This is a genomic window from Streptomyces olindensis (assembly GCF_040645895.1).
GTDB lineage: Bacteria > Actinomycetota > Actinomycetes > Streptomycetales > Streptomycetaceae > Streptomyces > Streptomyces olindensis.
The window spans coordinates 23,443-47,902 of the sequence record NZ_JBEYZD010000060.1; the positions used below are offsets into that span (position 1 = coordinate 23,443).

Here is a 24,460-nt window from a genome sequence, read left to right on the forward strand (position 1 = left end):
TTGGCATCCGGGGTAGCGGGGGCCGGGGCCTCGGTGGCGGGAGCCAGGGTCCCCGTAGCGGGGGTCGGCGGCCCGGTAGAGGGGGTTGGCGCGGGTGGGAGCGGCCTCTTCCGCCGACACCACGGTCACCGACGCGGGCCCCCGCAGCGGGGCAAAGGACCGTAACCGGGTCGGCGACCCGGTAGCAGGGGCCGGGCCTCGGTGGCGGGAACCAGGGTCCCCGTAGCGGGAGTCGGCGGCCCGGTTGCAGGGCCGGCGTCCCGGAACAGCGGCCAGCGCCCCGGCAGCAGAGGCCGGCGCCCCGGAGCAGAGGCCGGCTTCCCGGTACCAGTGGACCAGGGCCAGCCCGGCCGCCCCCAGCCCCGGCCCGTCGCCCGCCCCCGGCGACCCAACCCCCCAGCCCATCGCCCGCCCCCGCCGACCCAGCCCCCTACCGCACCAGGCACGGCCGCTTCGCGTCGAACGACCACCCCGGGACGAGGTAGTGCATCGCCGCCGCGTCGTCCCGCGCCCCCAGCGCCTTCTCCCGGTACAGCTCGTGCGCGGCCAGCAGTCGGTCCCTGTCGAGCGCGACGCCCAGCCCGGGCGCGTCCGGGACCGCGACCTCCCCGTCCACGATCCGCGGCGGATCCACCGTCAGCCGCTCCAGCCCCTCCTGCCAGATCCAGTGCGTGTCCAGCGCGTTGTACTCCCCCGGCGCCGCCGCCCCGCAGTGCGTCACCATCGCCAGCGAGATGTCGAAGTGGTTGTTGGAGTGGCACCCCCACGTCAGCCCCATCGCGTGGCACAACTGCGCCACCCGCACCGACCCCTGCATCGTCCAGAAGTGCGGATCGGCCAGCGGGATGGACACCGACTGCAGAGCCAGCGCGTGGGCCAGCTGACGCCAGTCCGTCGCGATCATGTTGGTCGCGGTGGGCAGCCCGGTCGCCCGCCGGAACTCCGCGAGGATCTCCCGCCCCGAGTAACCGCCCTCCGCGCCGCACGGATCCTCGGCGTAGGCCAGCGTCCCCACCAGCGGCCGGCACAGCTCGACCGCCTCGCGCAGCGACCACGCCCCGTTCGGGTCCAGCGTGACCCGGGCCTCGGGGAACCGCCGCTTCAGCGCCCGCACGGCCGCGACCTCCTCCGCTCCCTCCAGCACACCTCCCTTGAGCTTGAAGTCCCGGAACCCGTACAGCTCGTACGCCGCCTCGGCCTGCCGCACGATCGCCTCCGGCGACAGCGCCTCCTCGTGCCGCACCCGGTACCAGTCCACCGGGGAGCCGGGCTCACGGACGTACTCCAGGTCGGTCCGGTCCGGGTCACCCACGTAGAACAGGTAGCCCAGCACCCGCACGGACTCCCGCTGCTGCCCGTCCCCCAGCAGCGCCGCCACGGGCACGTCGAGGTGCTGCCCGAGGAGGTCGAGCAGCGCCGACTCGACGGCCGTCACCGTGTGCACCGTGGTCCGCAGGTCGAACGTCTGCGCGCCCCGCCCGTCGGCGTCGCGATCGGCGAACCGCTCCCCGATCTCCCGCAGCACCCGCTTGTAGTCCCCCACCTTCGCCCCGACGACCAGCGACTCGGCGTCCCGCAGCGTCCGCGTGATCTTCTCCCCGCCGGGCACCTCCCCCAGCCCGGTCCGCCCCTCGGAGTCGGTGAGGACGACGACGTTGCGGGTGAAGTACGGCCCGTGCGCCCCGGAGAGGTTCAGCTCCATGCTGTCCCGCCCCGCGACCGGGTAGACGGCGAACGCCGTGACGACCGGCTGCCGCCCGCTGCCGCTGCTCATCGGTTGCCCCATCAGTTGTCCCTTCGCAGAAATGTGGTTCACACACGCAGAAATGTGGTTCACACGCCGAGAACGTCGAGAACCCACTCGCCCACCAGCACCCCGCCCAGCCCGAGCACGGCCAGCACGGTCGTGTAGGACGTGCGGACCTTGATCGCCTCGATGACGGAGAGGTTGAAGTACTCCTTGAACAGCCAGAACCCGGGGTCGTTCACATGCGAGAACGCGATGGAGCCGCAGGCGACGGCCAGCACCATCATCTCCGGGTGCACCCCGCCGCCCGCGAGCAGCGGCAGCGCCACCCCGGACGCCGTCACGACGGCCACCGTGGCCGAGCCGAGCGCGATGCGCAGGATGACGGCGACGAGCCAGGCGAGGACGATCGGCGAGATGGACCAGCCGTCCGTGGCGTCCTTGATGTAGTCGGAGATCCCGCCTTCCACCAGGACGTTCTTGAAGGCCCCGCCCGCGCCGATCACCAGCAGGATCATCGCCATCGCCTGGGCCGCCGAGGTGCAGGAGGCGCCCACGTCGCTCAGGCTGCGCCCGATCCGCGGCCCGAACGCCCAGACGGCCAGACACAGGGTCAGCAGCAGGGCGATCGGCGCCGAGCCCACGAACGCGACGACGTTCAGCAGCGGGCTCTCCCCGGACGCGGCCATGTCGGTCACCGCGGCGGCCACGATCAGCACCACGGGGAACAGCGCCACGCACAGCGACCAGCCGAGCCCCGGCATCTCCTCCTCGGTGAACTCCCGCTCGCTGACGAGCCCCTTGGGGATGGACGGCGTCAGCCGCGCGACGAACGGCAGGCGGGGCCAGGTCAGGGCGATGAGCGCCCCCGCCGGCACGGCGATGAACAGGCCGTAGAACAGGGTGAGTCCGACGGAGGCGTGGAAGGTCGCGGCAACCGCGGTGGGCCCGGGGTGGGGCGGCAGGAAGCTGTGCATGGTGGACAGCGCGATGGACATCGGCAGCCCGACCCACAGCAGCTTCGCCCCGGTCACCCTGACCAGCGTGAACGCGATCGGCACGATGATGATGAACGCGACCTCGTAGAACATGGTCACGCCGATCAGCATGGCCGTGACCACCATGGCCACCTGCACCCACCGCGGGCCGAAGGCGTCGAGGAGCCGGCCGGCTATCCGCTGCGCGGCACCCGAGTCCCCCATCACCCGGCCGACCATGGCACCGAGCCCGATGGTCAGCATGGTGTCGCCGATCTGGTCCCCGATGCCCTCGGAGAGGACGTCCGGGATGGTCGCCACGGGGATGCCCTGGACGAGCGCGACCCCGACCGCCACCAGCAGCAGGGCCGCGAAGCCGTTCAGTCTCAGCCTGGTCATGAGGAGCAGCAGGATCAGAACGCTGATCCCGACGACGAGCAGAGGCAAGGCAGTTCCCCTTTGAACCGGTGCGCCGGCGAGCGCGCGACGACTCTCATCCCTGTATGCAGACGGCGTCCACGTATGCAGATGGAGGCTAAGTGGGTGAACGGCAGGGGTCAATGGCCGGGCGATCACGAATTACGGGGGGGACCTACGATGAGCACATGGAGGGGAACAGCAGGGGCGTCCGCGGCGTGAAGTCGGCGGCCCGGACCGTCGCACTGCTGGAACTGCTCGCCGAGCGCGGGGAGGAGCCCTCACGCCTCGACCAGCTCGCGGCCGAACTGGGGGTGCCGCGCAGCAGCATGTACCAGCTGCTGCAGACGCTCGTCGACGCCGGCTGGGTCCGCACGGACGCCACCGGCTCCCTCTACGGCATCGGGATCCGCGCGCTGCTCACCGGCACCGGCTACCTGGACGGGGACCGGCGCATCCGGCTGGTCCGGCCCTATCTCGACGAGGCGTCGGACGCGCTGGGCGAGACCATCCACCTGGCACGGCTCGACGGCCGGGACGTCGTCTACCTCGCCACCCGCGAGTCCCACGAGTACCTGCGCACCATCAGCCGGGTCGGCCGCCGCGTCCCGGCCCACGCCGGAGCACTCGGCAAGGCCCTGCTCGCCGAGCGCCCCGACGACGAACTGCCCTTCGGCGACGAGCCGTTGACCGCCCTCACGGAGAACACGCACACCGACCGCGCGGCACTCCTCGCCGACCTGGCCGGGGTGCGCGAGCGCGGCTACTCCATCGACCGCGAGGAGACCGTGCCGGGGATCGCCGGCTTCGGCTTCGCCCTGCGCTACGGCACACCGGTCGTCGACGCCATCAGCTGCTCGGTGCCGGTGGCCCGGCTGACCCGGGAGCACGAGGAGCGCATCGTCGCCGTGATGCGGGACGTCAGGGCCAGGATCGAGTCCCGGCCGCCACCCGCCTCGGGCACGCCCGACTGGCGTTAGCGCCTGCCGGGCGGCGGCTGTCCGCCGAAGCGACCGTCAGCCGGCCGCCTCCTTTGGGAGCACCCCCGCACGGAACGGCTCCACGCCCTCCAGGCGGCGCACCCGCGTCGGTTCGATCAGCAGCATCACCCGGCGCTCGCCGGGCAGCAGCCACGGGTACCGGTCCTCGCCGAGGTACTTCCGCGCCAGCCGGTCCATCGCCCGCTCCGCCTCGTCGCCCTCCACGAAACGGACGACCTTCCCCCGGATCTCCGCCCGGTCGTAGGGGTTGGCGGGGTCGTGGTGGGACAGCGAAACGTACGGATTGCGCCGCAGATTCTCCTCCTTCACCCGCCCGATCGAGGTGTTGACCATGACGTACTCCCCTTCGAGGTCCGCCCACATGGGCGAGACCTGAGGCGCCCCGTCCGCTCCCACCGTCGCCAGGTGCCAGAAGTTCGGCGCGAGAAGCCGCTCGCGCATATGCTCGTTGAGCTTGCCGTTCACGTCAGTCACTGCCTTTCCGGGCCCACGACCGGCGGACCCGGCGCCATCCTCGCCCCGCCCCCGCCGCGGCCGACAGACGATCTTCGGCCCCGGTCGAACCCGCCGGTAGCCGTAGGTTCCTACAATCCGTGATCCTGGCCGAACAGACCGTAGTCGCCGCAGCCCCGCGCCCCTAGCTTGTGGCCCGTGCGCCGACCTTCACCCCATCCGAGCGAGCCCTCCCCCACGACCACGACTCCGCCCTTCGACGCCCCGGCGGCCCGCCGCCTGCGCGCCGCCCTCGGCATGACCCCCGAGCACGTCGCCCACGGCATGCGCGTCTCGTACGGGCACCCGCACGTCTCCCCGGACCACGTCATCGCCTGGGAGCGCGGGATCGCGGCCCCGACCAACTCCGAACTCACCGCCCTCGCGGGCGTGCTGTGGTGCTCGCCCGCGGAACTCATCGGCAGACCGCGCACCCTGCGCGAGCACCGCATCGCCCGCTGCCTCGCCCCCGAGGACGTGGCCCGGGCCGTGGGGCACGACGTCCACAGCTACCTGCGCATGGAGGAGACCGACAGCTGGCGCGGCACCGACCGCCAGTCCGCCGCCCTCGCCGACCTGCTCGGCCTCCGCCTGCCGGACTTCGTCGCCGTCACGGGCCGCGACGCCAAGCTCGGCGAACTGCTGCGCAGCGCGGTCACCACCCGCTGGCAGGCCTACGTACGGCCGGTCGCGAAGGTCGTGCCCCTGGACCGGCCGTTCCTGGAGGGCGCGCTCCAGGCGCTGCACGAGGACTACCAGGGGCACATGGCCGCCACCCTGAGCTGGGGCGGCGGCGGCAGCGACGCGGGCGACGCCGGCCAGGAGTTCCTCGACCGGATCGTGGAGCACTTCTGGGCGAAGCTCCAGGACGACAGCGGCCGACAGGCCGTCTAGAAGACCGACTCGGCCTCGTCCATCCGGTCCTTCGGGACGGTCTTCAGCTCGGTCACGGCCTCCGCGAGCGGCACCATCACGATGTCCGTCCCGCGCAGCGCGGTCATCCTGCCGAACCGCCCTTGGTGCGCGGCCTCCACCGCGTGCCAGCCGAAGCGCGTGGCGAGCACCCGGTCGTAGGCGGTCGGTGTGCCGCCGCGCTGGACGTGGCCGAGAATGACCGGCTTGGCCTCCTTGCCGAGCCGTCGCTCCAGCTCGTGGGCGAGGGCGGTGCCGATGCCCTGGAAGCGCTCGTGGCCGAACTTGTCGATCGCGCCCTTGCCGTAGTCCATGGTGCCGTCGGCGGGGTGGGCGCCCTCGGCGACGCAGACCACCGCGAACTTCTTGCCGCGGGCGAACCGCTCCTCGACCATCTTCACGAGGTCGGCCGGGTCGAACGGGCGCTCCGGCAGGCAGATGCCGTGCGCACCGGCGGCCATGCCGGACTCCAGCGCGATCCACCCGGCGTGCCGGCCCATGACCTCCACGACCATCACCCGCTGGTGGGACTCGGCGGTGGTCTTCAGGCGGTCCATCGCCTCGGTGGCGACACCGACCGCGGTGTCGAAGCCGAAGGTGCGGTCCGTGGAGGAGATGTCGTTGTCGATGGTCTTCGGCACGCCCACGACGGGCAGTCCCGCGTCGGACAGCATGCGGGCGGCCGTCAGCGTGCCCTCGCCGCCGATCGGGATGAGCGCGTCGATGCCGAACTCGTGGATCATGTCGGAGGCGTTCTCGCAGGCCTCGCGGAGCCGGTCGCGCTCCAGCCGGGACGAGCCGAGGATCGTGCCGCCGCGGGCCAGGATGCCGCTGACCGCGTTCAGGTCGAGGGTCCGGTAGCGGCCGTCCAGCAGGCCCGCGTAACCGTCTTCGAAGCCGATGACCTCGTCGCCGTAGTTGTCGACCGCCCGGTGCACGACCGACCGGATCACGGCGTTCAGGCCGGGGCAGTCGCCGCCTGCGGTGAGAACTCCGATACGCATCGTGCTGTGTCTCCTGCTCGCTGTTGATACCGGTGAGCCTCTGCCGATTGTTTCACGGCCCACAGCCCGGTGCCGCACCCCGGGCTGACGGGCGCCTTATATATCGGCGGAGGTATTGTCAAGAGGGTTCTGCTCACCTCGGTGGGCGATTTTTGTGCCCCCACTCGAGACGAAACGGAGAGCGCGCGTGACCCGCAGCGTGTACGTGACCGGCATCGACCGCGGAGACGGCCGCCAGGTCGTCGAACTGGGGGTCATGGAGCTCCTCACCCGGCAGGTCGACCGGGTGGGCGTCTTCCGCCCCCTGGTCCACGACGGGCCCGACCGCCTCTTCGAGCTGCTGCGCGCCCGCTACCGGCTGGCCCAGGACCCGGCGACCGTCTACGGCATGGACTACCAGGAGGCGTCCGCCCTCCAGGCCGAGGCCGGCACGGACGAGCTGGTGTCCACGCTCGTCGACCGCTTCCACCTGGTCGCCCGCGACTACGACGTCGTCCTGGTCCTCGGCACCGACTTCGCCGACACCCAGCTCCCGGACGAGCTGTCGCTCAACGCCCGGCTGGCGAACGAGTTCGGCGCGTCGGTGATCCCGGTCGTCGGCGGCCGCAAGCAGACCGTCGAGTCCGTGCTCGCCGAGACCCGCAACGCCTACCGCGCCTACGACACCCTCGGCTGCGACGTCCTGGCCATGGTCACCAACCGGGTCGCCCGCGAGGACCGCGACGAGATCGCCGGTCACCTCGACTCCCGGCTGCCGGTGCCCTGTTACGTCCTGCCCGACGAGCCCGCGCTGTCCGCCCCGACCGTCTCGCAGATCAGTCACGCCCTCGGCGCCAAGGTGGTCCTCGGCGACGACTCCGGCCTCGCCCGGGACGTGCTCGGCTTCGTCTTCGGCGGCGCGATGCTGCCGAACTTCCTCGGCGCCCTGACCCCCGGCTGCCTCGTCGTCACCCCGGGCGACCGCGCGGACCTGGTCGTGGGCGCGCTCGCCGCGCACAGCGCCGGCACCCCGCCGATAGCCGGGGTGCTGCTCACCCTGGACGAGGTGCCCGGGGAGGACATCCTCACCCTGGCCGACCGCCTCGCGCCCGGCACCCCGGTGCTGTCGGTGGCCGGCACCAGCTTCCCCACCGCCGAGCAGCTGTTCTCCCTGGAGGGCAAGCTCAACGCGGCCACCCCGCGCAAGGCCGAGCGGGCCCTCGGCCTGTTCGAGCGGTACGCCGACACCGCGGACCTCGCCCGCCGCGTCTCCGCGCCCAGCAGCGACCGCGTCACGCCGATGATGTTCGAGCACAAGCTGCTGGAGCAGGCCCGCTCCGACCTGCGGCGCGTGGTGCTGCCCGAGGGCACCGAGGAGCGCGTGCTGCACGCCGCCGAGGTGCTGCTGCGCCGGGGCGTGTGCGAGCTGACCCTGCTCGGCCCGGTCGACCAGATCCGCAAGAAGGCCGCCGACCTCGGCATCGACCTGGGCGAGTCCCAGCTGATCGACCCGGCCACCTCCGACCTGCGCGACGCCTTCGCCGAGAAGTACGCGGCCCTGCGCGCCCACCGGGGCGTCACCGTGGAGCTGGCGTACGACGTCGTCTCGGACGTGAACTACTTCGGCACGCTGATGGTCCAGGAGGGCCTCGCCGACGGCATGGTGTCCGGCTCGGTGCACTCCACGGCAGCGACCATCCGCCCGGGCTTCGAGATCATCAAGACCAAGCCGGGCGCGGACATCGTCTCGTCGGTGTTCTTCATGTGCCTGGCCGACAAGGTCCTCGTCTACGGCGACTGCGCGGTCAACCCCGACCCGAACGCCGAGCAGCTCGCCGACATCGCCATCCAGTCGGCGGCCACGGCCGAGCAGTTCGGGGTGGAGCCGCGGATCGCGATGCTGTCGTACTCGACCGGCACCTCCGGCTCGGGCGCCGACGTCGACAAGGTGCGCGAGGCCACCGAGCTGGTCCGCTCGCGCCGTCCCGACCTGAAGATCGAGGGCCCGATCCAGTACGACGCCGCCGTGGAACCGTCGGTCGCGGCGACCAAGCTGCCCGGCTCCGAGGTCGCGGGGCAGGCGAGCGTGCTGATCTTCCCCGACCTGAACACCGGCAACAACACCTACAAGGCCGTGCAGCGCTCGGCCGGCGCGATCGCCGTCGGGCCGGTGCTGCAGGGCCTGCGCAAGCCGGTCAACGACCTGTCCCGGGGCGCCCTCGTCCAGGACATCGTGAACACCGTCGCCATCACGGCGATCCAGGCCCAGACCCCCGCCCCGTCCCCGAGCGAGAAGGCAGCCGCCCAGTGAGCCCGTCCCGTGTCCTCGTCCTGAACTCCGGTTCCTCGTCGGTGAAGTACCAGCTGCTCGACATGCGCGACAGCAGCCGACTGGCGGTCGGCCTGGTCGAGCGCATCGGCGAGGGGACGTCCCGGCTGAAGCACACCCCGGCCGGCGGCGAGAGCCGGGAGCGCGGCGGGGCGATCGCCGACCACGACGCCGCCCTGAAGGCCGTGGCGGAGGAGCTCGCCAAGGACGGCCTCGGCCTGGACTCGCCCGAGCTGGCCGCGATCGGGCACCGGGTGGTGCACGGGGGCAGGTCCTTCACCGAGCCGACCGTCGTGGACGACGCCGTGCTCGCCGAGATCGAGCGGCTCATCCCGGTGGCCCCGCTGCACAACCCGGCCAACCTCACCGGCCTGCGCACGGCCCGGGCGCTGCGTCCGGACCTGCCGCAGGTCGCCGTCTTCGACACCGCCTTCCACACGACGATGCCGGAGTCGGCCGCGCGCTACGCGATCGACGTCGAGACGGCCGACGCGCACCGCATCCGCCGCTACGGCTTCCACGGCACCTCGCACGCCTACGTCTCCCGGGCCACGGCGCAGCTGCTGGGCAAGGACCCGTCCGAGGTGAACGTGATCGTGCTGCACCTGGGCAACGGGGCGTCCGCCTCGGCCGTGCGGGGCGGCCGCTGCGTGGACACCTCCATGGGGCTGACGCCTTTGGAGGGGCTCGTGATGGGTACGCGCTCGGGAGACATGGACCCGGCCGTCATCTTCCATTTGATGCGTGTTGGTGGAATGTCCGCCGACGAGATCGACACTCTTCTCAACAAGAAGAGCGGTCTGATCGGTCTGTGCGGTGACAACGACATGAGGGAGATCCGCCGCCGCGTCGACGAGGGCGACGAGCGGGCGGAGCTGGCGTTCGACATCTACATTCACCGCCTGAAGAAGTACATCGGCGCCTATTACGCCGTCCTCGGGCGGGTGGACGCGGTCGCCTTCACCGCCGGTGTCGGCGAGAACGCGGCTCCCGTGCGCGAGGCCGCCCTGGCGGGCCTGGAGGGGCTGGGCCTCGCGGTGGACGGCGAGCGCAACGCCGTGCGCGGCGACGAGGCGCGGCTGATCTCGCCCGAGGGCGCCCGGGTGGCGGTGGCGGTGGTACCCACCGACGAGGAATTGGAGATCGCGACACAGACCTACGCGCTGGTAAACGATTCGGGGAATCACACCTGAGCGGCATCCCGCCCTTTTGTATTTTCCGCCAGACGGAATATTCCGTTGCGAAACAAACCGATAGGATCGCCCCCATGCGCCGTTCGAAAATCGTCTGTACTCTCGGCCCCGCGGTCGACTCCCACGAGCAGCTTGTCGCGTTGATCGAAGCCGGCATGAACGTGGCCCGCTTCAACTTCAGCCACGGCACGCACGCCGAGCACCAGGGCCGGTACGACCGGGTCCGTGCCGCCGCCAAGGAGACCGGCCGGGCCATCGGGGTCCTCGCCGACCTCCAGGGCCCGAAGATCCGCCTGGAGACCTTCGCCGAGGGCCCCGTGGAGCTGGTCCGCGGTGACGAGTTCACCATCACCACCGAGGACGTCCCGGGCGACAAGACGATCTGCGGGACGACCTACAAGGGTCTGCCCGGCGACGTGAACAAGGGCGACCAGGTCCTCATCAACGACGGCAACGTCGAGCTGAAGGTCACCGAGGTCGAGGGCCCCCGGGTGAAGACGATCGTCATCGAGGGCGGCGTCATCTCCGACCACAAGGGCATCAACCTGCCCGGCGCGGCCGTCAACGTGCCCGCGCTGAGCGAGAAGGACGTCGAGGACCTCCGCTTCGCGCTGCGCATGGGCTGCGACCTGGTCGCGCTGTCCTTCGTCCGCGACGCCAAGGACGTCCAGGACGTGCACCGCGTCATGGACGAGGAGGGCCGTCGCGTCCCGGTCATCGCCAAGGTGGAGAAGCCGCAGGCGGTGCAGAACATGGAGGACGTCGTGATGGCGTTCGACGGCGTGATGGTCGCCCGCGGTGACCTCGCCGTCGAGTACCCGCTCGAGAAGGTCCCCATGGTGCAGAAGCGCCTGATCGAGCTGTGCCGGCGCAACGCCAAGCCGGTGATCGTGGCGACCCAGATGATGGAGTCGATGATCACCAACTCCCGTCCGACCCGCGCCGAGGCCTCCGACGTGGCCAACGCGATCCTGGACGGCGCCGACGCGGTCATGCTGTCCGCCGAGTCGAGCGTGGGCGCCTACCCGATCGAGACCGTGAAGACGATGTCGAAGATCGTCACCGCGGCCGAGCAGGAGCTGATGTCCAAGGGCCTGCAGCCGCTCGTCCCGGGCAAGAAGCCGCGCACGCAGGGCGGTTCGGTGGCCCGGGCCGCGTGCGAGATCGCCGACTTCCTCGGCGGCCGGGTCCTGGTGGCCTTCACCCAGTCCGGCGACACCGCCCGCCGGCTGTGCCGCTACCGCGCCGCCCAGCCGATCGTCGCCTTCACCACCGACGAGGGCACCCGCAACCAGATGGCGCTCAGCTGGGGCGTGGAGCCGTACGTGGTGCCGTTCGTGAACAGCACCGACGAGATGGTCGACCTGGTGGACCAGGAGCTGGTCAAGCTCAACCGCTTCAACGAGGGCGACATCGCGGTCATCACCGCCGGTTCGCCCCCCGGCGTCCCCGGCACCACCAACATGGTGCGGGTCCACCACCTGGGCACCAAGAGCTGATCGCGTCGGACGGCCCCTGAGGGCCGCTGTACGACGCCGAGGGCGCCCCCTGGGATACAGGGGGCGCCCTCGGTGTGTGCGGCTCCCGAACGGGCTCTGGGGGGCGCTCAGTCGGTGATGTAGTTGTGCAGCCCGGGCACGTGCAGGGTCCCGCCGAACTGGCCCGCCTGGGTGACCTTCACGTTGGTGAAGTAGATCAGCGGGATGTTCAGCGGCGGCGGGTGCTCCGGGTCGAAGGTGATCGGGATCAGCCCGAGCAGGTTGCCCGAGATGCTCTCCGTGTACATCACCGTGTCGCCGTCGCGGATCGTGGACGTCGAGCCCTTGGCCGCCTGCACGTGGTAGGTCTTGCCGGACTGCTTGTCCTTGACCGTCTGGTGGAGGTCACCGATGTCGGTGCCGCCGGAGATGACGTACTTCAGGACCTTCTTGACGGTGCCGTTGGCGGTGCGCACCTCGACGACGCCCTTGTAGTCGGCGCCCTTCAGCGTCAGCGAGCTGGCGTTGAGGTACCAGGGGTCGTCGGGCAGCGGCACCTTGTTGTCGACGCCGCCCTCGGCGTCGGTGGCGGCCGGGCAGTCGTCGGGGTCCGTGGTCGGGCTCGCGGACGGGCTGGGGGTGGCGGTGGCCTTGTCCGCCGCCTCCTGCGCCGCCTTCTCGACCGCCTTGGTGGTGTCCTCGACCGTGCCGGACGCCTTGCCGGTGGTGTCCTTGACGGCGTCCTCGGCGGCGCCGACGGCCTTCTCGGTCGTCTCGCGCACGGTGCCGGAGGCGTCCTCGGCGGGCTTCTCGGCCCCCTCGGTGCTCTCCGGGGTCCCGGACGACGAGGCGGACGGGGTGGGGCTCGGGCTCGCGCCGCCCTTGTTCCCGCCGTCGAAGATGCCCCCGATGGCGTCGCCGATGTCCTCCAGCAGGTTGCCGCCGCTCTCGGACGGCGAGGGGGACGGCGTGGCCGCCGCGTCGTCGCCGCCCTCGGCGGGCGCGCTCGCGGACGGGGTCGGCGCCGGCTCGTCCTTGTCGCCGGAACCTGAATCCGGCGAAGAGGAACCGTCGTCGCCGGAACCGCCCGGAGTGGCCGAGGGGGACGGCGTGGGAGCCGTGTCGCCCTTGTCGTCCTTGCCGTCCGTCGCGCCGTCACTGGCCGAGGGCGACGGCGTGGGCGAGGCGGAGTCCCCGTCCTTGGCGCCCTCCAGGGCAGCCACGCAGTCCTTGTACTCGTCGGCCGTCAGGCTCTTCGACGTCGGCGTCGCCGGGTTGTTGCTGTCGGCGATGGCGAGCGTGGACGTGAAGCCCATCCCCATGAGGACCGCCGTCGGCATCGCCGCCATGGCTATCGCCTTGCCGGTCGGCCTGCTGAACCTGGTGAACAGCGGCTTCTTGGGTGCCGCGTGGCGCGGCCCGGTTCTCACACGGGACGCCTCCACATCAGCCCCGTGGGTCACCTCGTCAGCCGGCACTGTGCCTCCCGTTCGCCCCGTTGGCCGGGTTCGTTCCTGACAGATCGTTCGGCTTGTCCAGCCCGACCACGGGCTTGAGCACCGTGGTGTCGTGGTCCGTGGCCTCCGGAGCCCCGCCCGCGCCGGTGCTGGCGTGGGTGGCGAGCTGCCCGGCGGGCGGTGCGCCCGGCGCCCAGGCCACGGCCATCGCCCCGCCCACGAGGGCGAGGAGGAAGCCGATGAGGAAGCCGCCGAGGTTGGACACGGGGATGGACACCAGCGCCAGCAGGATGGCCGCGACTCCCGCGAAGACGCGGACGTGCTTCTGGAACCAGAGGCTGACGCCCAGCACGACGAGCAGCACGCCGATGATCAGGGACCCGGCACCCGCGGTGGTCGCCATCGCCAGCGTCAGGTGACCGATCTGGAGGTTCGCGTACGGGAAGTAGGCGATGGGCAGGCCGCTGAGCAGGACGAACAGGCCGGCCCAGAACGGCCGCGTACCCCGCCAGGCGCGGAACTGCTGCCTCCGGAGAGTGAACTGGCCGTCTGCGGCAGGAGTCTCGGCGCTCATGGAAAAACAGCTCCCTGGTACGGCGTTGCTGTGGTGGTGATGTGGGCCGCGCGTGAAGGCGCGGCCGGAAGGTGGACGGGCGGGGGCGCCACCGGCTCCCCCGCCCGTCATCGAGTGCTTAGTAGCACTCCTTGACACCCGTCGACAGCGACATCTTCAGGCCGCTGAGCTTGAAGGTTCCGGCGGTGGTCGCCCACGCCGTCTGCTTCACGTCGGTCAGGATCGCCCGGTCCGCCTGCTGGGCGAAGCCGTACGGGTTCGCCGTCTCGCCCTTCCTCATGGCCGGACCCTTGTTGGCGTCCTTGGCGGCCACACCGATGTCGATGTTCTCGAACGTCGCGTCGGCCTCGAGGTCGGCGACATCGATGTAGAGGTTCTGGGCCTCGACCGGCTTGGCACCCTGACCCGCACGCAGGATCAGGCTGACGTTCCCGAGCACCGGAATGTTCGGGGTGACGACCGACTGGCACAGGTCCTTGATCGTCGCCTGCTTGAACGACGAGACCGCGACCGGGTGGACGGCCTTCTTGCCGTCCATGGTGTAACCCTCGTCGAGGGCGCCGTACTGCGAGAAGCCCGTACCGACGAGCTCCTTGGTCGTGACCTTGAACGACTGCCCGGAGACGCTGAACGACGCGGCGAGAGCGCCCTGCGCGAGGGCGACACCTATCGCAGCCGTGGCGGCGACGCTGGGCACCATGACCACAGCGAACCGCTTCCATCTGGTCCCGCCACGCACCTGGGACTCCATATTTCCTCCTTCTCGGACGTACATCTCCTGTCCTGGCTCGCCCCGAGTCGCGGCTCAGCCGGGCAGGGATGGGAGAAGTGCTACGTCCTCGGGAAGGAGAGCGCCTGCACTCGGCGGCGCAACTAGCGCCCGAATCACCGGCGATCACCCCCGAGCGACAACCACTGGTCGCGCCTGACACGCATCACGCACAACCCTGCTGGACAGGCTTCGCCGGACGGGCGAAGACCCCCCTGTCCAAGAGCCGGCGCCACTGCCGCCGGCTCTGCTCGGTGGGGACCCAGGACGTCCCGCGACCCAACCGGCTGCCGGGGTACGGGAATGGACCGAGCGTGGCCGATCGTGGTGCATTCTCGCCGCCCGCACAAGGGGGATCGTTACTGGCTAGTAACGGCCGGATAACCGAACAACGACCCATCGGTCTCGGTCGGCGACACAGGGTGGCGCCGGGCGGCGGTACAAAGCTGTTGATCGATGGACAGAATCCGACAGATCAACGCCCATGACTTACTCGCAGTAACAGCGGCCGCGATTACCAAGTTTTGGTAAAGCGCGGCCGCAGTGACGCTCTGTCGGCAAACTTTTCACGCGGGCACCACATGCCCGCGTGTTTAACGACTGGTCAGAACAGGGCGCGAGCCAGGGCCCTGCGCGCCGCGATCACCCGCGGATCCTCGGGCCCGACGACCTCGAACAGCTCCAGCAGCCGCATCCTGACGGTGTCCCGGTCGTCACCCACCGTGCGCTGCACGGTCTCGATGAGCCGGCCGAAGGCGTCCTCCACGTGGCCGCCCACCAGATCCAGGTCGGCGGCGGCGATCTGCGCCTGCACGTCGGCCGGCTTCTCCGCCGCCTCCTTGCGCACCCGCTGCGGGTCGACGCCCTGCACCCGCTGGAGCAACTCGGCCTGCGCGAGGCCCAGTTTGGCCTCCTCGTTGCCCGGGTCCTCGTTCAGCACGTTCTTGTAGGCCTGGACGGCACCGCCCAGGTCGCCCGAGTCCAGCGCCTGCACGGCGGCCTCCAGGAGGCCGTCGTACGGACCGGCCGGCCGCTCGGGGGCCGCCTGGGCGCCGCCCGGCTCGGCCTCGGGGTCGACGGTGAGACCGGTCAGGCCGAAGCGCTGCTCGGCGACCTGCACCAGCTGGTCCAGGGTCTGCCGGATCTGCTCCTCGCCCGCGGCCCCCTGGAAGAGCGGCAGCGCCTGCCCGGCGACGACCGCGAAGACCGCGGGGATCCCCTGGATGCCGAACTGCTGCATCAGCATCTGGTTGGCGTCGACGTCGATCTTGGCGAGCAGGATGCGGCCGTTGTACTCGACGGCCAGCCGCTCAAGGACCGGGCTCAGCTGCTTGCAGGGCTGACACCACTCGGCCCAGAAGTCGATGACGACGGGCACCTCGGCGGAGCGCTGGAGGACGTCCCTCTCGAACCCCGCCTCATCGACGTCGATGACGAGGTCGGCCGGGGAGATCGCCCCCGTGCCGCCCTCCCGCGCGGCCTGGGCGCGCGCCTGCTCCGCCTTCGCCTTGGCCTCCTGGGCCGCCTTCACCGCGGCGAGGTCGACGACTCCGCTCATGGACATGTTCCGTGGCTGCATGCGCCTATCCTCCCCCGTACTGCGCGCGTGTGTGAAAAACGGTGTGAAAGCCAGGCCGGTCGGGTGCCTCTCGGCGCCGGGTCCCCACCCGCGCCGCGTGGTCGAAGCCCGTGTACGTCCCGCACGGGCTTTCGCTACGAGTCGTAGCGTAATGGCACGTCGGGCCGTCGGGACACCACCCTCCGGTGATCTCTCTCACGGTCCGCACGGGAACCGCGGGTCTATGGTCGGGGGATGCAGACCCGCAGCCCAGCCGGCCGCGCCGGGCGCCCGCGCAGCGCCGCGGCGGACGCCGCGATCCTGGCCGCGACGCGGGCGGCCCTCGTGGAGCTGGGCTGGTCGAAGCTCACCCTGGGAGACGTCGCGACGCGCGCCGGGGTTGCCAAGACGACGCTCTACCGCCGCTGGGCGGGCAAGAACGAACTGGTCGTCGACGCGGTGGCGGAGCTCTTCGACGAGCTGGAACTCCCGGACCGCGGCTCCCTGGCCGCCGACATCGAGGGTGTGGTGCTGCAGTTCGCCGCGATCCTGGCCCTCCCCGCGGCGAGGAGCGGCCTGATGGCGGTGGTGGCGGAGGCGACCCGCGACGAGGCCCTGCGGGAGCGCATCCGCGCGTCCGTGGTCGACCGCCAGAAGCGCCTGGTCCTGGAGGGCCGCGCCCGGGCCCAGGCGCGGGGCGAACTCCCCCCGGAGCCGGACCCGCGGTCGGCCGCCCGCACGGTCGACCTGATCTTCGACATGGTCGCGGGAGCGGTGGTGCACCGCACCCTGGTGAGCGCGGAACCGGCGGACGAGGAATGGGTCCGCGGCTTCACCAGGGTGCTGCTGCAGGGACTGACTCAGAACCCGGCGGGTTCGGTGTAGACCCCCCACTCGTCCCGCAGCACCCCGCAGATCTCCCCGAGGGTGGCTTCCGCCCGCACCGCCTCCAGCATCGGCTCGATCATGTTCGCGTCCGAGCGCGCCGCGGCGATCATGTCGTCGAGCGCGGCCCGCACCCGGGCGTCGTCGCGTGCCGCCTTCCGCTCGCCGAGCACCCGCACCTGCTCCCGCTCCACCTCGTGGCTGACCCGCAGGATCTCCAGGTCGCCGGTGACCGATCCGGTGTGGACGTTCACGCCGACGACCTTCTTGTCGCCCTTCTCCAGCGCCTGCTGGTACCGGAACGCCGACTCGGCGATCTCGCCGGTGAACCAGCCGTCCTCGATGCCGCGCAGGATGCCGGAGGTGATCGGGCCGATGGGGTGCCGGCCGTCGGGGTGCGCCCGCAGCCCCCGCTCCCTGATCTGCTCGAAGATCTTCTCGGCGTCCGCCTCGATCCGGTCGGTCAGCTGCTCGACGTACCAGGAACCGCCCAGCGGGTCGGCGACGTTGGCGACGCCGGTCTCCTCCATCAGCACCTGCTGCGTGCGCAGCGCGATCTCCGCGGCCTGCTCGCTCGGCAGGGCGAGGGTCTCGTCGAGGGCGTTGGTGTGCAGCGAGTTCGTCCCGCCGAGCACGGCGGCGAGGGCCTCCACCGCCGTCCGCACGACGTTGTTGTACGGCTGCTGCGCCGTGAGGGAGACGCCGGCGGTCTGGGTGTGGAAGCGCAGCCACTGGGCCTTCTCGGACGTCGCCCCGTAGACGTCGCGCATCCAGCGGGCCCAGATGCGCCGGGCCGCCCGGAACTTGGCGATCTCCTCGAAGAAGTCGACGTGCGCGTCGAAGAAGAAGGACAGGCCGGGGGCGAAGACGTCTATGTCCAGTCCGCGCGACAGCCCCAGCTCCACGTATCCGAAGCCGTCGGCCAGCGTGTACGCCAGCTCCTGCGCGGCCGTCGCCCCGGCCTCGCGGATGTGGTAGCCGGAGACGGACAGCGGCTTGTAGGCGGGAATGCCGGCCGCGCAGTGCTCCATCAGGTCGCCGATCAGCCGCAGGTGCGGCTCGGGCTGGAAGAGCCACTCCTTCTGGGCGATGTACTCCTTGAAGATGTCCGTCTGGAGCGTGCCGTTGAGGACGGACGGGTCGACGCCCTGCCGTTCGGCGGCGACCAGGTACATGCAGAAGACGGGGACGGCCGGGCCGCTGATGGTCATCGACGTCGTGACGTCACCCAGCGGGATGTCCTTGAACAGGACCTCCATGTCGGCGGCCGAGTCGATGGCGACGCCGCAGTGCCCGACCTCGCCCAGGGAGCGCGGGTCGTCGGAGTCGCGGCCCATGAGGGTCGGCATGTCGAAGGCGACCGAGAGCCCGCCCCCGCCGTTGCGGAGGATCATCTTGTAGCGCTCGTTGGTCTGCTCGGCGTTGCCGAACCCGGCGAACTGCCGGATGGTCCACGTCCGCCCTCGGTAGCCGGTCGCGTACAGGCCGCGGGTGAAGGGGTACTCCCCGGGCCAGCCGATCCGCTCGAACCCGTCGTACCTGTCCCCGGGCCGGGGCCCGTACACCGGCTCCACGGCATCGCCGGAGAGCGTCGTGAAGTCGGCCTCGCGCTTGCGCGCGGCGTCGTACCGGGCCTGCCAGCGGCGGCGGCCCTCCTCGATGGCGTCAGCGTCCATACCTTCGAATTTACTTGGACGTCCTAGTAAATGTCGATGGCTGACCGCCGCACGTTCGTCCGTACGGCGGTCCGGTTACGCCTTGACGGTCGCGGGCGAGTCCTCCGCGACCCTGGCCTCGAGCTCGCGGCTGATCTTGCGCTCCACGAAGAACGCGGCCGTCGGGATGGTCCCGGCGAGCAGCACCCAGATCTGCTTGCCCACCCGCCACTTGGCCTTGGAGCCCAGATCGAAGGCGAAGATCAGGTACACGACGTACAGCCAGCCGTGCGCGATGCTGACGACGCGCGTGAAGTCGGCGGCGCCGTTCAGGTCGAGCACATACTTGCCGATCATGCCGAGGGTCAGCAGGACCAGCAGTACGCCGGTGACGTAGGCCATCACGCGATAGCGGGTCAGCACGCTCTTTTTCATGCCGTCGAGCGTAACGACCCGTTCCGGGAGATCTCGCCCGGGGTCACTGCTCCTCGAAGTCGCCCGCCGCGACCCGCAGCGGGCGCAGCATCGCGAAGATCTCCGCGCACTCCTCGGCGTCGTACACGCCGAGCCCGAAGTCCATCGCCATCAGGTCGCGGGTGGCCGCCTCGACGACCTCGCGACCCTTGGCGGTGATGCTGGCGAGGGTGCCTCGCCCGTCGTTGGGGTTCGGGCGCTTGTCCACCAGGCCCGACCTGACCAGGCGGTCCACGGTGTTCGTCACGGACGTGGGATGCACCATGAGCCGCTCGCCGATCTTGGACATCGGCAGCTCGCCGGACTTGGAGAAGGTGAGCAGCACCAGCGCCTCGTAGCGCGCGAAGGTCAGCCCGTAGGGCTTGACCACCGCGTCGACCTCGGCGAGCAGGATCTGCTGGGCGCGCATGATCGAGGTGATCGCGGCCATGGACGGCACGTTTCCCCAGCGCTGCTTCCAGCGTTCGTCGGCACGCGCGATCGGATCGAAGGAGAGACTGAGCGGCTTCGGCACGAACCCGACCTTACCGGCCGGTCACATGGTGGTCAGCCCTGTCTCGCCCTTCGGGCCGGCCGTCCCCGGCCCCGATGCCGGGGACGCGGCCGGCCCATGTCCTTTCCCTGCCGATTCGTTTCTCTGTGTAACGATTGATGCCGGATTCATCACTGAACGTCACTTTCCTCCCAGGGAGCGGCATGACCCGGCTGATCCACGCCCTCGCGGCACTCGCGGCGCTCGGTCTCGCTGCGGGCTGCTCGTCCGCCGGGGCCGACCCGGCGTCCGAGCCCGGCGCCGACACCACGAAGGCCGCCTACGCGGCCGGCACCTCCCCCTTCTGGGTCGACCCGCAGAGCCCCGCGGCCCGGCAGGCGCAGCTCTGGCAGCGGCAGGGCCGGGGGCAGGACGCCGAACTGATCCGGCGGATCGCCGACCAGCCGGTCGCGCTGTGGCCGGCGGGCGAGGTCGACCCGTCCCCCACCGTGCGGGCGGCGGCCTCGGACGCGAGCCGGGAGGGGAAGACGGCGGTCTTCGTCGCCTACAACATCCCGCACCGGGACTGCGGCCAGCACTCCGCGGGCGGGGCCGCCGACGCGAACGCCTACCGGGACTGGATCGGGAAGTTCGCCGACGCCCTCGGCGAGGCCGACGCCCTGGTCGTCCTGGAGCCGGACGCGGTCGCGCACGTCGTGGACGGCTGCACCCCCGGCGAGTACCACGCCGAGCGCGAACAGCTGCTCGGCGAGGCCATCACCCGGCTGAAGCAGCAGCCGAACACCAAGGTCTACCTGGACGCGGGCAACGCGGACTGGATCAAGGACTCGCAGAAGCTGGTCGAGCCGCTGAAGCGGGCCGGGATCGAACAGGCCGACGGCTTCGCTCTCAACGTCTCCAACTTCCAGACCGACGAGGTCACCACCGAGTACGGCGGCCGGCTCGCCGAAGCCCTCGGCGGCAAGCACTTCGTCGTCGACACCAGCCGCAACGGCAACGGCCCCCTGCCCGGCGTCTGGTGCAACCCGCCCGGCCGGGCGCTCGGCACCCCGCCCACCACCGACACCGGCGACCCCGTCGTCGACGCCTACCTGTGGATCAAGCGGCCCGGCGAGTCGGACGGCACCTGCGAGGGCGGCCCGGCCGCCGGGCGCTGGTGGCCGGAGTACGCCCTGGAGCTGGCGCGCAACGCCAAGGGCTGACCCGGCCCCCGCTCACTCCACGTGGATCCACTTGGCCTTCGAGGGCGTGCCCTCGGCGTCCGTCACGAACAGCATGTACCAGCCGGGCGGCACGAGCGCCGGATCGCGCGGCACGTCGAACGTCACCGCGTCGCCCTTCCTGGTGATGTCCAGCTCGATGGAGCGCTGCTCGACGTCCGTGGTGTGCGTGACCGCGCTGGGCCGCATCAGCCGGGCCGCGGCCACGCGCTCCGGGTGGTCCGTGCGGAAGGTGATGCGGTGGTCGTCGTCCAGGGTCTTCGGCCCGCCCTTCAGCACGGGCCGGTTCTGCGGGTTCCGGTGCAGCGCGGGCGGGGTGAAGACCTCCATGCGCTGCTCGAAGTGGCCCAGCTTGGTGTTCTGCTGGTCGTCGAAGAGCGGGTCGGAGCCGAAGGTGGCGATCCGGCCGTCGGGCAGCAGCAGCGCCTCGGAGTGGTAGTTGCGGCCCACCCTCGGCGCGGCGGCCTCCCGGAAGGCGTTGGCCTTCGGGTCGTAGAACTGCGCCCGCAGGATGTTGCTGGCGCTGCGGCCGCGGTAGTCCTTCGAGCCGTTGGACGTGAACACGGTGTCGTCCGGCATGATCACGCTGTTCAGGTAGCGGGTGCCCTGCGGCAGGTCGGGGCCGTCCTCGAAGGCCGGGTTGTCCTTCTTCAGGTCCACGACGGCCGTGCGCGGGGTGGATTTCTTCGACTCGCCGACGCCGCCTCCGCCCAGGATCATCACCTTCTGCTCCTGCGCCGGGGGCAGCAGCACCGAGGCCGAGGTCTCGGTCTGGTCGAGGTCCGTCAGTCCCGGCACCTTGCGGAAGGTGTTGGACTCCAGGTCCCACAGCCCCGGCTCGCGCCCCTGGTCGGCGGGCCCGTAACCGGCGTTGGAGGCCGAGTAGAACAGCTTGCCGCCCTTGGTGAGGAACAGCGCGGGGTACGTCGGGAAGTACCGCTTGGGCCCGGGTGACCACTTCTTGGTCTCCGGGTCGTAGATCTCGTTGTCCCCCGGGTCGATCATGCCCACGTCGTCGAGGCCGGACACCGCGAGGACCCGGCCGTCGTCGAGGCCGACCAGGGTCGGGTACCAGCGGGCCTTGTCCATCGGGTCGACGGGGACGTACTTCTCGGCCTTCGGGTCGAACTCGTAGGCGGCGCGGATGCCCTGGAAGTCCTGCTTGTCGAGGGTGATCTTCTCCGACAGGCCGTAGGTGTTGTCGGCGTCCTCGCCCTTCAGGCCGACGATCTCGTACTGAGCCTGCTTCTGGGTGACCGACAGCGGGCCCTTGTCCACCGCCTCCACGAAGACCCGGGCCTCGCTGGCGGTGACCTTGGTGCGCCAGGGCTGCATGACGCCGCGGCTGTTGTACGAGACCTGGAAGCTGCGCTTGGCCTTGGGGACGGTCACGTCGAACCTGGTGACGTACTCGACGCCGGCCGGGGAGCGGAAGCGGGTGCCCTTCTTCAGGAACACCGCCTTGTCGGGGCTCTCGTTCTTCACGCGCATGCCGCCGCCGGCCCGGGTCACCTCGCCGTCGAGGAGCTCGTAGCGGGCGGTGCCGCCGGCCACGAGCAGGCGGCCGTCGGGGAGCTGGGCGTGGCCGGCGCAGAAGAAGTCCTCCGGGGTGGGGACCTTCTTGAAGGTGTTCTTCTCCGGGTCCCACAGGACGGTGTCGAACTCGCCCTTGTCGAACTTGCGCTGCTCGTTGCCCGACCCGGCGACGATGAGCACCTTGCCGGTGTGCAGCAGGGCCGCGTGGATGGCGTTGGTGCGGTACTCCTCGGGGATGTCGACCTGGTCCCAGGAGCCGTACTTCGCCTTGTACTCGGGCTGGGCGATCTCGTACTCGTGGTACTGCTCGGAGACGAAGTCCAGGGCGGCCGGGGCGTTGAGGCTCGCCAGGACCGCGATGCCGCCGATGCCCAGGACGGTCTTCTTGGTCTTCTGCGAGAGCTGGTAGGCCATGGCCTAGTTGCCTCCTGTCGGGGTGCCGGAGACGGGGGACGCCGGGGACGCGGTGGCGAGGGCCGGGGTGGCCGGGGCGGGGTCCTTGCTCTCCGGCACGCGCGCGTGCGTGGGGGTGGGCGCGGGCGCCTGTGCGGGCTCCGGGCGGCGCTCCCGGTACTCCTTGAGGAGCGTGGCGGCCCACACCCCGGCCGGGGCCAGGGAGAGGGCCATGGCGAGGACGGCCCAGGTGCGCATCGCGGCGTGCGTGTGGTCCAGGGCGACCGAGGCGGCCAGGGACGTGGCCAGCAGGGCCGCCCAGAAGAGGTGGATGCGGAAGGTGGCCGGCCGGTCGGGGCTGGTGTCGCCGCCCTTGGGCGTGACGACGAAGCGGCTGGGGCGGCGCAGCAGGGCCTCGCCGAGGGACTTGAGGTAGATCGGCGCGGACAGGGCCGACATGGCCATGCCGGCGAGGCCGCCGGAGCCCTCCGGCTCGTGCGGGCTGACGTTGTGGCGGCGGTTCCAGAGGTACAGGCCGACCTGGAGGGCGGCGGCGTCGCTGTAGAGCATCATCCAGACCGACGCGGAGACCTGGGTGCCGGAGGCGCCGAACCAGAGGAAGAGGAAGCAGCTGAGGATGCCGAGCAGCCAGTTGACGGCCGTCATCGGGTAGTACACGAGCATCAGCGTGTAGGACAGCAGCCGGCCCGGCGGCATGCTCAGGGGCGCCTTCCAGTACTGCTTGAGGAGCGTCTCGTAGGTGCCGCGCGACCAGCGCAGCTGCTGGGTGAAGAAGTCCGTCCAGGAGGCGGGGCCCTCGCCGACGGCGAGCACGTCCGGGGTGTAGACGGAGCACCAGTGGCGGCCCGTGGCCGGGTTGCGGTGCCGGTGGATCTCGAAGCCGGTGGCCATGTCCTCGGTGATGGAGTCGTACAGGCCGCCGATCTGCTTGACGGCGGAGATTCGGACGACGTTGTTGGTGCCGACGAACATGGGGGCGCGGTAGCGGTTTCCGGCGCGCTGGATCAGGGCGTGGAAGAGGAACTGCTGGGACTCGGCGGCCTTGGTGACGGGGTTGTGGTAGTTGCCGTACACCTGGGGACCGACGACGAAGGCCACGTCCGGGTCCCGGAAGTAGCCCATCATCCGCTCCAGGAAGCCGGGGAGCGGGACGTGGTCGGTGTCGACGGAGGCGAAGAAGTCGTAGGCGTCGCCGTGCATCGCGATCCAGGCGTTGTAGTTCCCGTGCTTGGTGCGGGCCTTGTGGACGCCCTCGGAGCGGTTCCACTCGGGGACGCCGAGCCGGGTGAAGTGCCGGACGCCGAGCTCCGCGCACAGGGCCTTGGCCCGGTCGTCGTCGCCCTCGTCGAGGAGCCAGACGTCGAGGGGGCCGGTGTGGTGGATGCGGGTGGCGCCCTCCAGCGTCGCGCGGACCATGGAGAGGGGTTCCTTGCCGGGGACGTACGTGGTGAGGAAGGCGACGCGGGTGCCGGGTTCCGGGACGACGGGGACGGGGTCGCGGGCGACCATCGTGGCGTGGGCGACGGAGACGACGTTGACGAGCATGAAGAGTTCGATGAGCCCGATCGCTATGAGCATGGTGACGTCGAGGCCGATGAGCCAGCGTTCGGCGCCCTCGCGCTCCACCCAGTGGGTGGGCCAGACGAGGTAGACCAGCAGGGCGCCGGTGAGCAGCGGGGCGAGGCTCATCAGGAGGACGGCTCGTATTCGGCGGGGCTCGCGGGAGAGGAGCGAGGCGTACTGCACGCGGTACGCCTCACCGGACGGCTCCGTGAGCGGCCCGGCGAGTCGGCTGTGGGAGTCGTAGTCGTAGCCCTCCGGCCGCACAGCGCCCTCCAGATGGTTGGGACCCGATCGGAGCGCGGTACTGCGGCGCTCCGATACCCATACGAAAGT

Annotated in this window: 20 protein-coding genes; 7 read left to right on the forward strand and 13 right to left on the reverse strand. The window is 70.9% G+C overall.

What is annotated here, in order from left to right; translation table 11 throughout:
* Positions 1 to 430: 430 nt before the first annotated feature.
* Both ABZ948_RS30480 and ABZ948_RS30485 read right to left on the reverse strand, forming a co-directional pair.
* Positions 431 to 1,774: an enolase C-terminal domain-like protein gene (locus ABZ948_RS30480; protein WP_359764898.1), complete on the reverse strand. Its 1,344-nt coding sequence runs from the start codon at positions 1,772 to 1,774 to the stop codon at positions 431 to 433.
* A gap of 59 nt (positions 1,775 to 1,833) precedes the next feature.
* Positions 1,834 to 3,171, reverse strand: a complete 1,338-nt coding sequence (locus tag ABZ948_RS30485) for a gluconate:H+ symporter (protein WP_359764900.1) — start codon at positions 3,169 to 3,171, stop codon at positions 1,834 to 1,836.
* A 158-nt stretch (positions 3,172 to 3,329) separates the two neighbouring features.
* On the opposite strand from ABZ948_RS30485, the gene ABZ948_RS30490 reads away from it, so the two are divergent.
* Positions 3,330 to 4,121 (forward strand): IclR family transcriptional regulator, encoded by a 792-nt coding sequence (locus ABZ948_RS30490; RefSeq protein WP_359764902.1) that lies wholly within the window; start codon positions 3,330 to 3,332, stop codon positions 4,119 to 4,121.
* A 36-nt stretch (positions 4,122 to 4,157) separates the two neighbouring features.
* Here ABZ948_RS30490 and ABZ948_RS30495 read toward each other — a convergent pair whose 3' ends face one another.
* The gene (locus ABZ948_RS30495; RefSeq protein ID WP_359764946.1) at positions 4,158 to 4,583 is read right to left on the reverse strand and encodes a PPOX class F420-dependent oxidoreductase; all 426 of its coding nucleotides are present in this window, start codon (positions 4,581 to 4,583) and stop codon (positions 4,158 to 4,160) included.
* A 201-nt stretch (positions 4,584 to 4,784) separates the two neighbouring features.
* Between ABZ948_RS30495 and ABZ948_RS30500 the strand changes: the two genes are divergently transcribed.
* Positions 4,785 to 5,528, forward strand: a complete 744-nt coding sequence (locus ABZ948_RS30500; RefSeq protein WP_359764904.1) for a helix-turn-helix domain-containing protein — start codon at positions 4,785 to 4,787, stop codon at positions 5,526 to 5,528.
* Here the strand turns inward: ABZ948_RS30500 and ABZ948_RS30505 are convergent.
* Positions 5,525 to 6,550, reverse strand: coding sequence for an ATP-dependent 6-phosphofructokinase (locus tag ABZ948_RS30505; protein WP_359764906.1), 1,026 nt, complete (start codon positions 6,548 to 6,550; stop codon positions 5,525 to 5,527). The genes ABZ948_RS30500 and ABZ948_RS30505 overlap by 4 nt on opposite strands.
* Before the next feature lie 187 nt (positions 6,551 to 6,737).
* Here ABZ948_RS30505 and pta point away from each other — a divergent pair, with 187 nt between their 5' ends.
* The 3 genes from pta to pyk all read left to right on the forward strand — a co-directional run bounded on the left by pta (position 6,738) and on the right by pyk (position 11,550).
* The gene (pta, locus tag ABZ948_RS30510; RefSeq protein ID WP_359764908.1) at positions 6,738 to 8,840 is read left to right on the forward strand and encodes a phosphate acetyltransferase; all 2,103 of its coding nucleotides are present in this window, start codon (positions 6,738 to 6,740) and stop codon (positions 8,838 to 8,840) included.
* Positions 8,837 to 10,051 (forward strand): acetate kinase, encoded by a 1,215-nt coding sequence (locus ABZ948_RS30515; RefSeq protein WP_359764910.1) that lies wholly within the window; start codon positions 8,837 to 8,839, stop codon positions 10,049 to 10,051. Before pta ends, ABZ948_RS30515 begins: the two co-directional genes overlap by 4 nt.
* 74 nt (positions 10,052 to 10,125) lie before the next feature.
* Positions 10,126 to 11,550 carry a pyruvate kinase gene (gene pyk / locus ABZ948_RS30520; protein ID WP_359764912.1) on the forward strand — a complete coding sequence of 475 codons (1,425 nt, stop codon included), beginning with the start codon at positions 10,126 to 10,128 and terminating at the stop codon, positions 11,548 to 11,550.
* Positions 11,551 to 11,657: 107 nt separating this feature from the next.
* Here the strand turns inward: pyk and ABZ948_RS30525 are convergent, their stop codons facing one another.
* The 4 genes from ABZ948_RS30525 to ABZ948_RS30540 all read right to left on the reverse strand — a co-directional run bounded on the left by ABZ948_RS30525 (position 11,658) and on the right by ABZ948_RS30540 (position 15,908).
* Positions 11,658 to 13,007, reverse strand: coding sequence for a relaxase family protein (locus tag ABZ948_RS30525; protein WP_359764913.1), 1,350 nt, complete (start codon positions 13,005 to 13,007; stop codon positions 11,658 to 11,660).
* Positions 12,997 to 13,560, reverse strand: coding sequence for a DUF6114 domain-containing protein (locus tag ABZ948_RS30530; RefSeq protein ID WP_359764915.1), 564 nt, complete (start codon positions 13,558 to 13,560; stop codon positions 12,997 to 12,999). The genes ABZ948_RS30525 and ABZ948_RS30530 overlap by 11 nt, the downstream gene beginning before the upstream one ends.
* Positions 13,561 to 13,678: 118 nt before the next feature.
* Entirely contained in the window at positions 13,679 to 14,311 is a 633-nt protein-coding gene (locus tag ABZ948_RS30535; RefSeq protein WP_359764916.1) for a DUF6230 family protein, read from the reverse strand.
* Positions 14,312 to 14,933: 622 nt separating this feature from the next.
* Entirely contained in the window at positions 14,934 to 15,908 is a 975-nt protein-coding gene (locus ABZ948_RS30540) for a tetratricopeptide repeat protein (protein ID WP_359764918.1), read from the reverse strand.
* 234 nt (positions 15,909 to 16,142) lie between these two features.
* On the opposite strand from ABZ948_RS30540, the gene ABZ948_RS30545 reads away from it, so the two are divergent.
* Positions 16,143 to 16,772, forward strand: a complete 630-nt coding sequence (locus ABZ948_RS30545; RefSeq protein ID WP_359764920.1) for a TetR/AcrR family transcriptional regulator — start codon at positions 16,143 to 16,145, stop codon at positions 16,770 to 16,772.
* On the opposite strand, the gene icmA is transcribed toward ABZ948_RS30545, so the two are convergent.
* The 3 genes from icmA to ABZ948_RS30560 all read right to left on the reverse strand — a co-directional run bounded on the left by icmA (position 16,748) and on the right by ABZ948_RS30560 (position 19,415).
* Positions 16,748 to 18,448 carry a coenzyme B12-dependent isobutyryl-CoA mutase large subunit gene (gene icmA, locus ABZ948_RS30550; RefSeq protein ID WP_355713959.1) on the reverse strand — a complete coding sequence of 567 codons (1,701 nt, stop codon included), beginning with the start codon at positions 18,446 to 18,448 and terminating at the stop codon, positions 16,748 to 16,750. The genes ABZ948_RS30545 and icmA overlap by 25 nt on opposite strands.
* A gap of 75 nt (positions 18,449 to 18,523) precedes the next feature.
* Entirely contained in the window at positions 18,524 to 18,862 is a 339-nt protein-coding gene (locus ABZ948_RS30555) for a DUF3817 domain-containing protein (RefSeq protein WP_059418071.1), read from the reverse strand.
* 43 nt (positions 18,863 to 18,905) lie between these two features.
* Entirely contained in the window at positions 18,906 to 19,415 is a 510-nt protein-coding gene (locus tag ABZ948_RS30560) for a MarR family winged helix-turn-helix transcriptional regulator (RefSeq protein WP_359764922.1), read from the reverse strand.
* Between the two features lie 182 nt (positions 19,416 to 19,597).
* Here ABZ948_RS30560 and ABZ948_RS30565 point away from each other — a divergent pair, with 182 nt between their 5' ends.
* Entirely contained in the window at positions 19,598 to 20,596 is a 999-nt protein-coding gene (locus tag ABZ948_RS30565) for a glycoside hydrolase family 6 protein (protein ID WP_359764924.1), read from the forward strand.
* A gap of 12 nt (positions 20,597 to 20,608) precedes the next feature.
* On the opposite strand, the gene glxA is transcribed toward ABZ948_RS30565, so the two are convergent.
* Positions 20,609 to 22,564, reverse strand: coding sequence for a radical copper oxidase GlxA (gene glxA, locus ABZ948_RS30570; protein WP_359764926.1), 1,956 nt, complete (start codon positions 22,562 to 22,564; stop codon positions 20,609 to 20,611).
* A 3-nt stretch (positions 22,565 to 22,567) separates the two neighbouring features.
* Positions 22,568 to 24,391: a glycosyltransferase family 2 protein gene (locus tag ABZ948_RS30575; RefSeq protein WP_359764928.1), complete on the reverse strand. Its 1,824-nt coding sequence runs from the start codon at positions 24,389 to 24,391 to the stop codon at positions 22,568 to 22,570.
* Between the last annotated feature and the right edge of the window lie 69 nt (positions 24,392 to 24,460).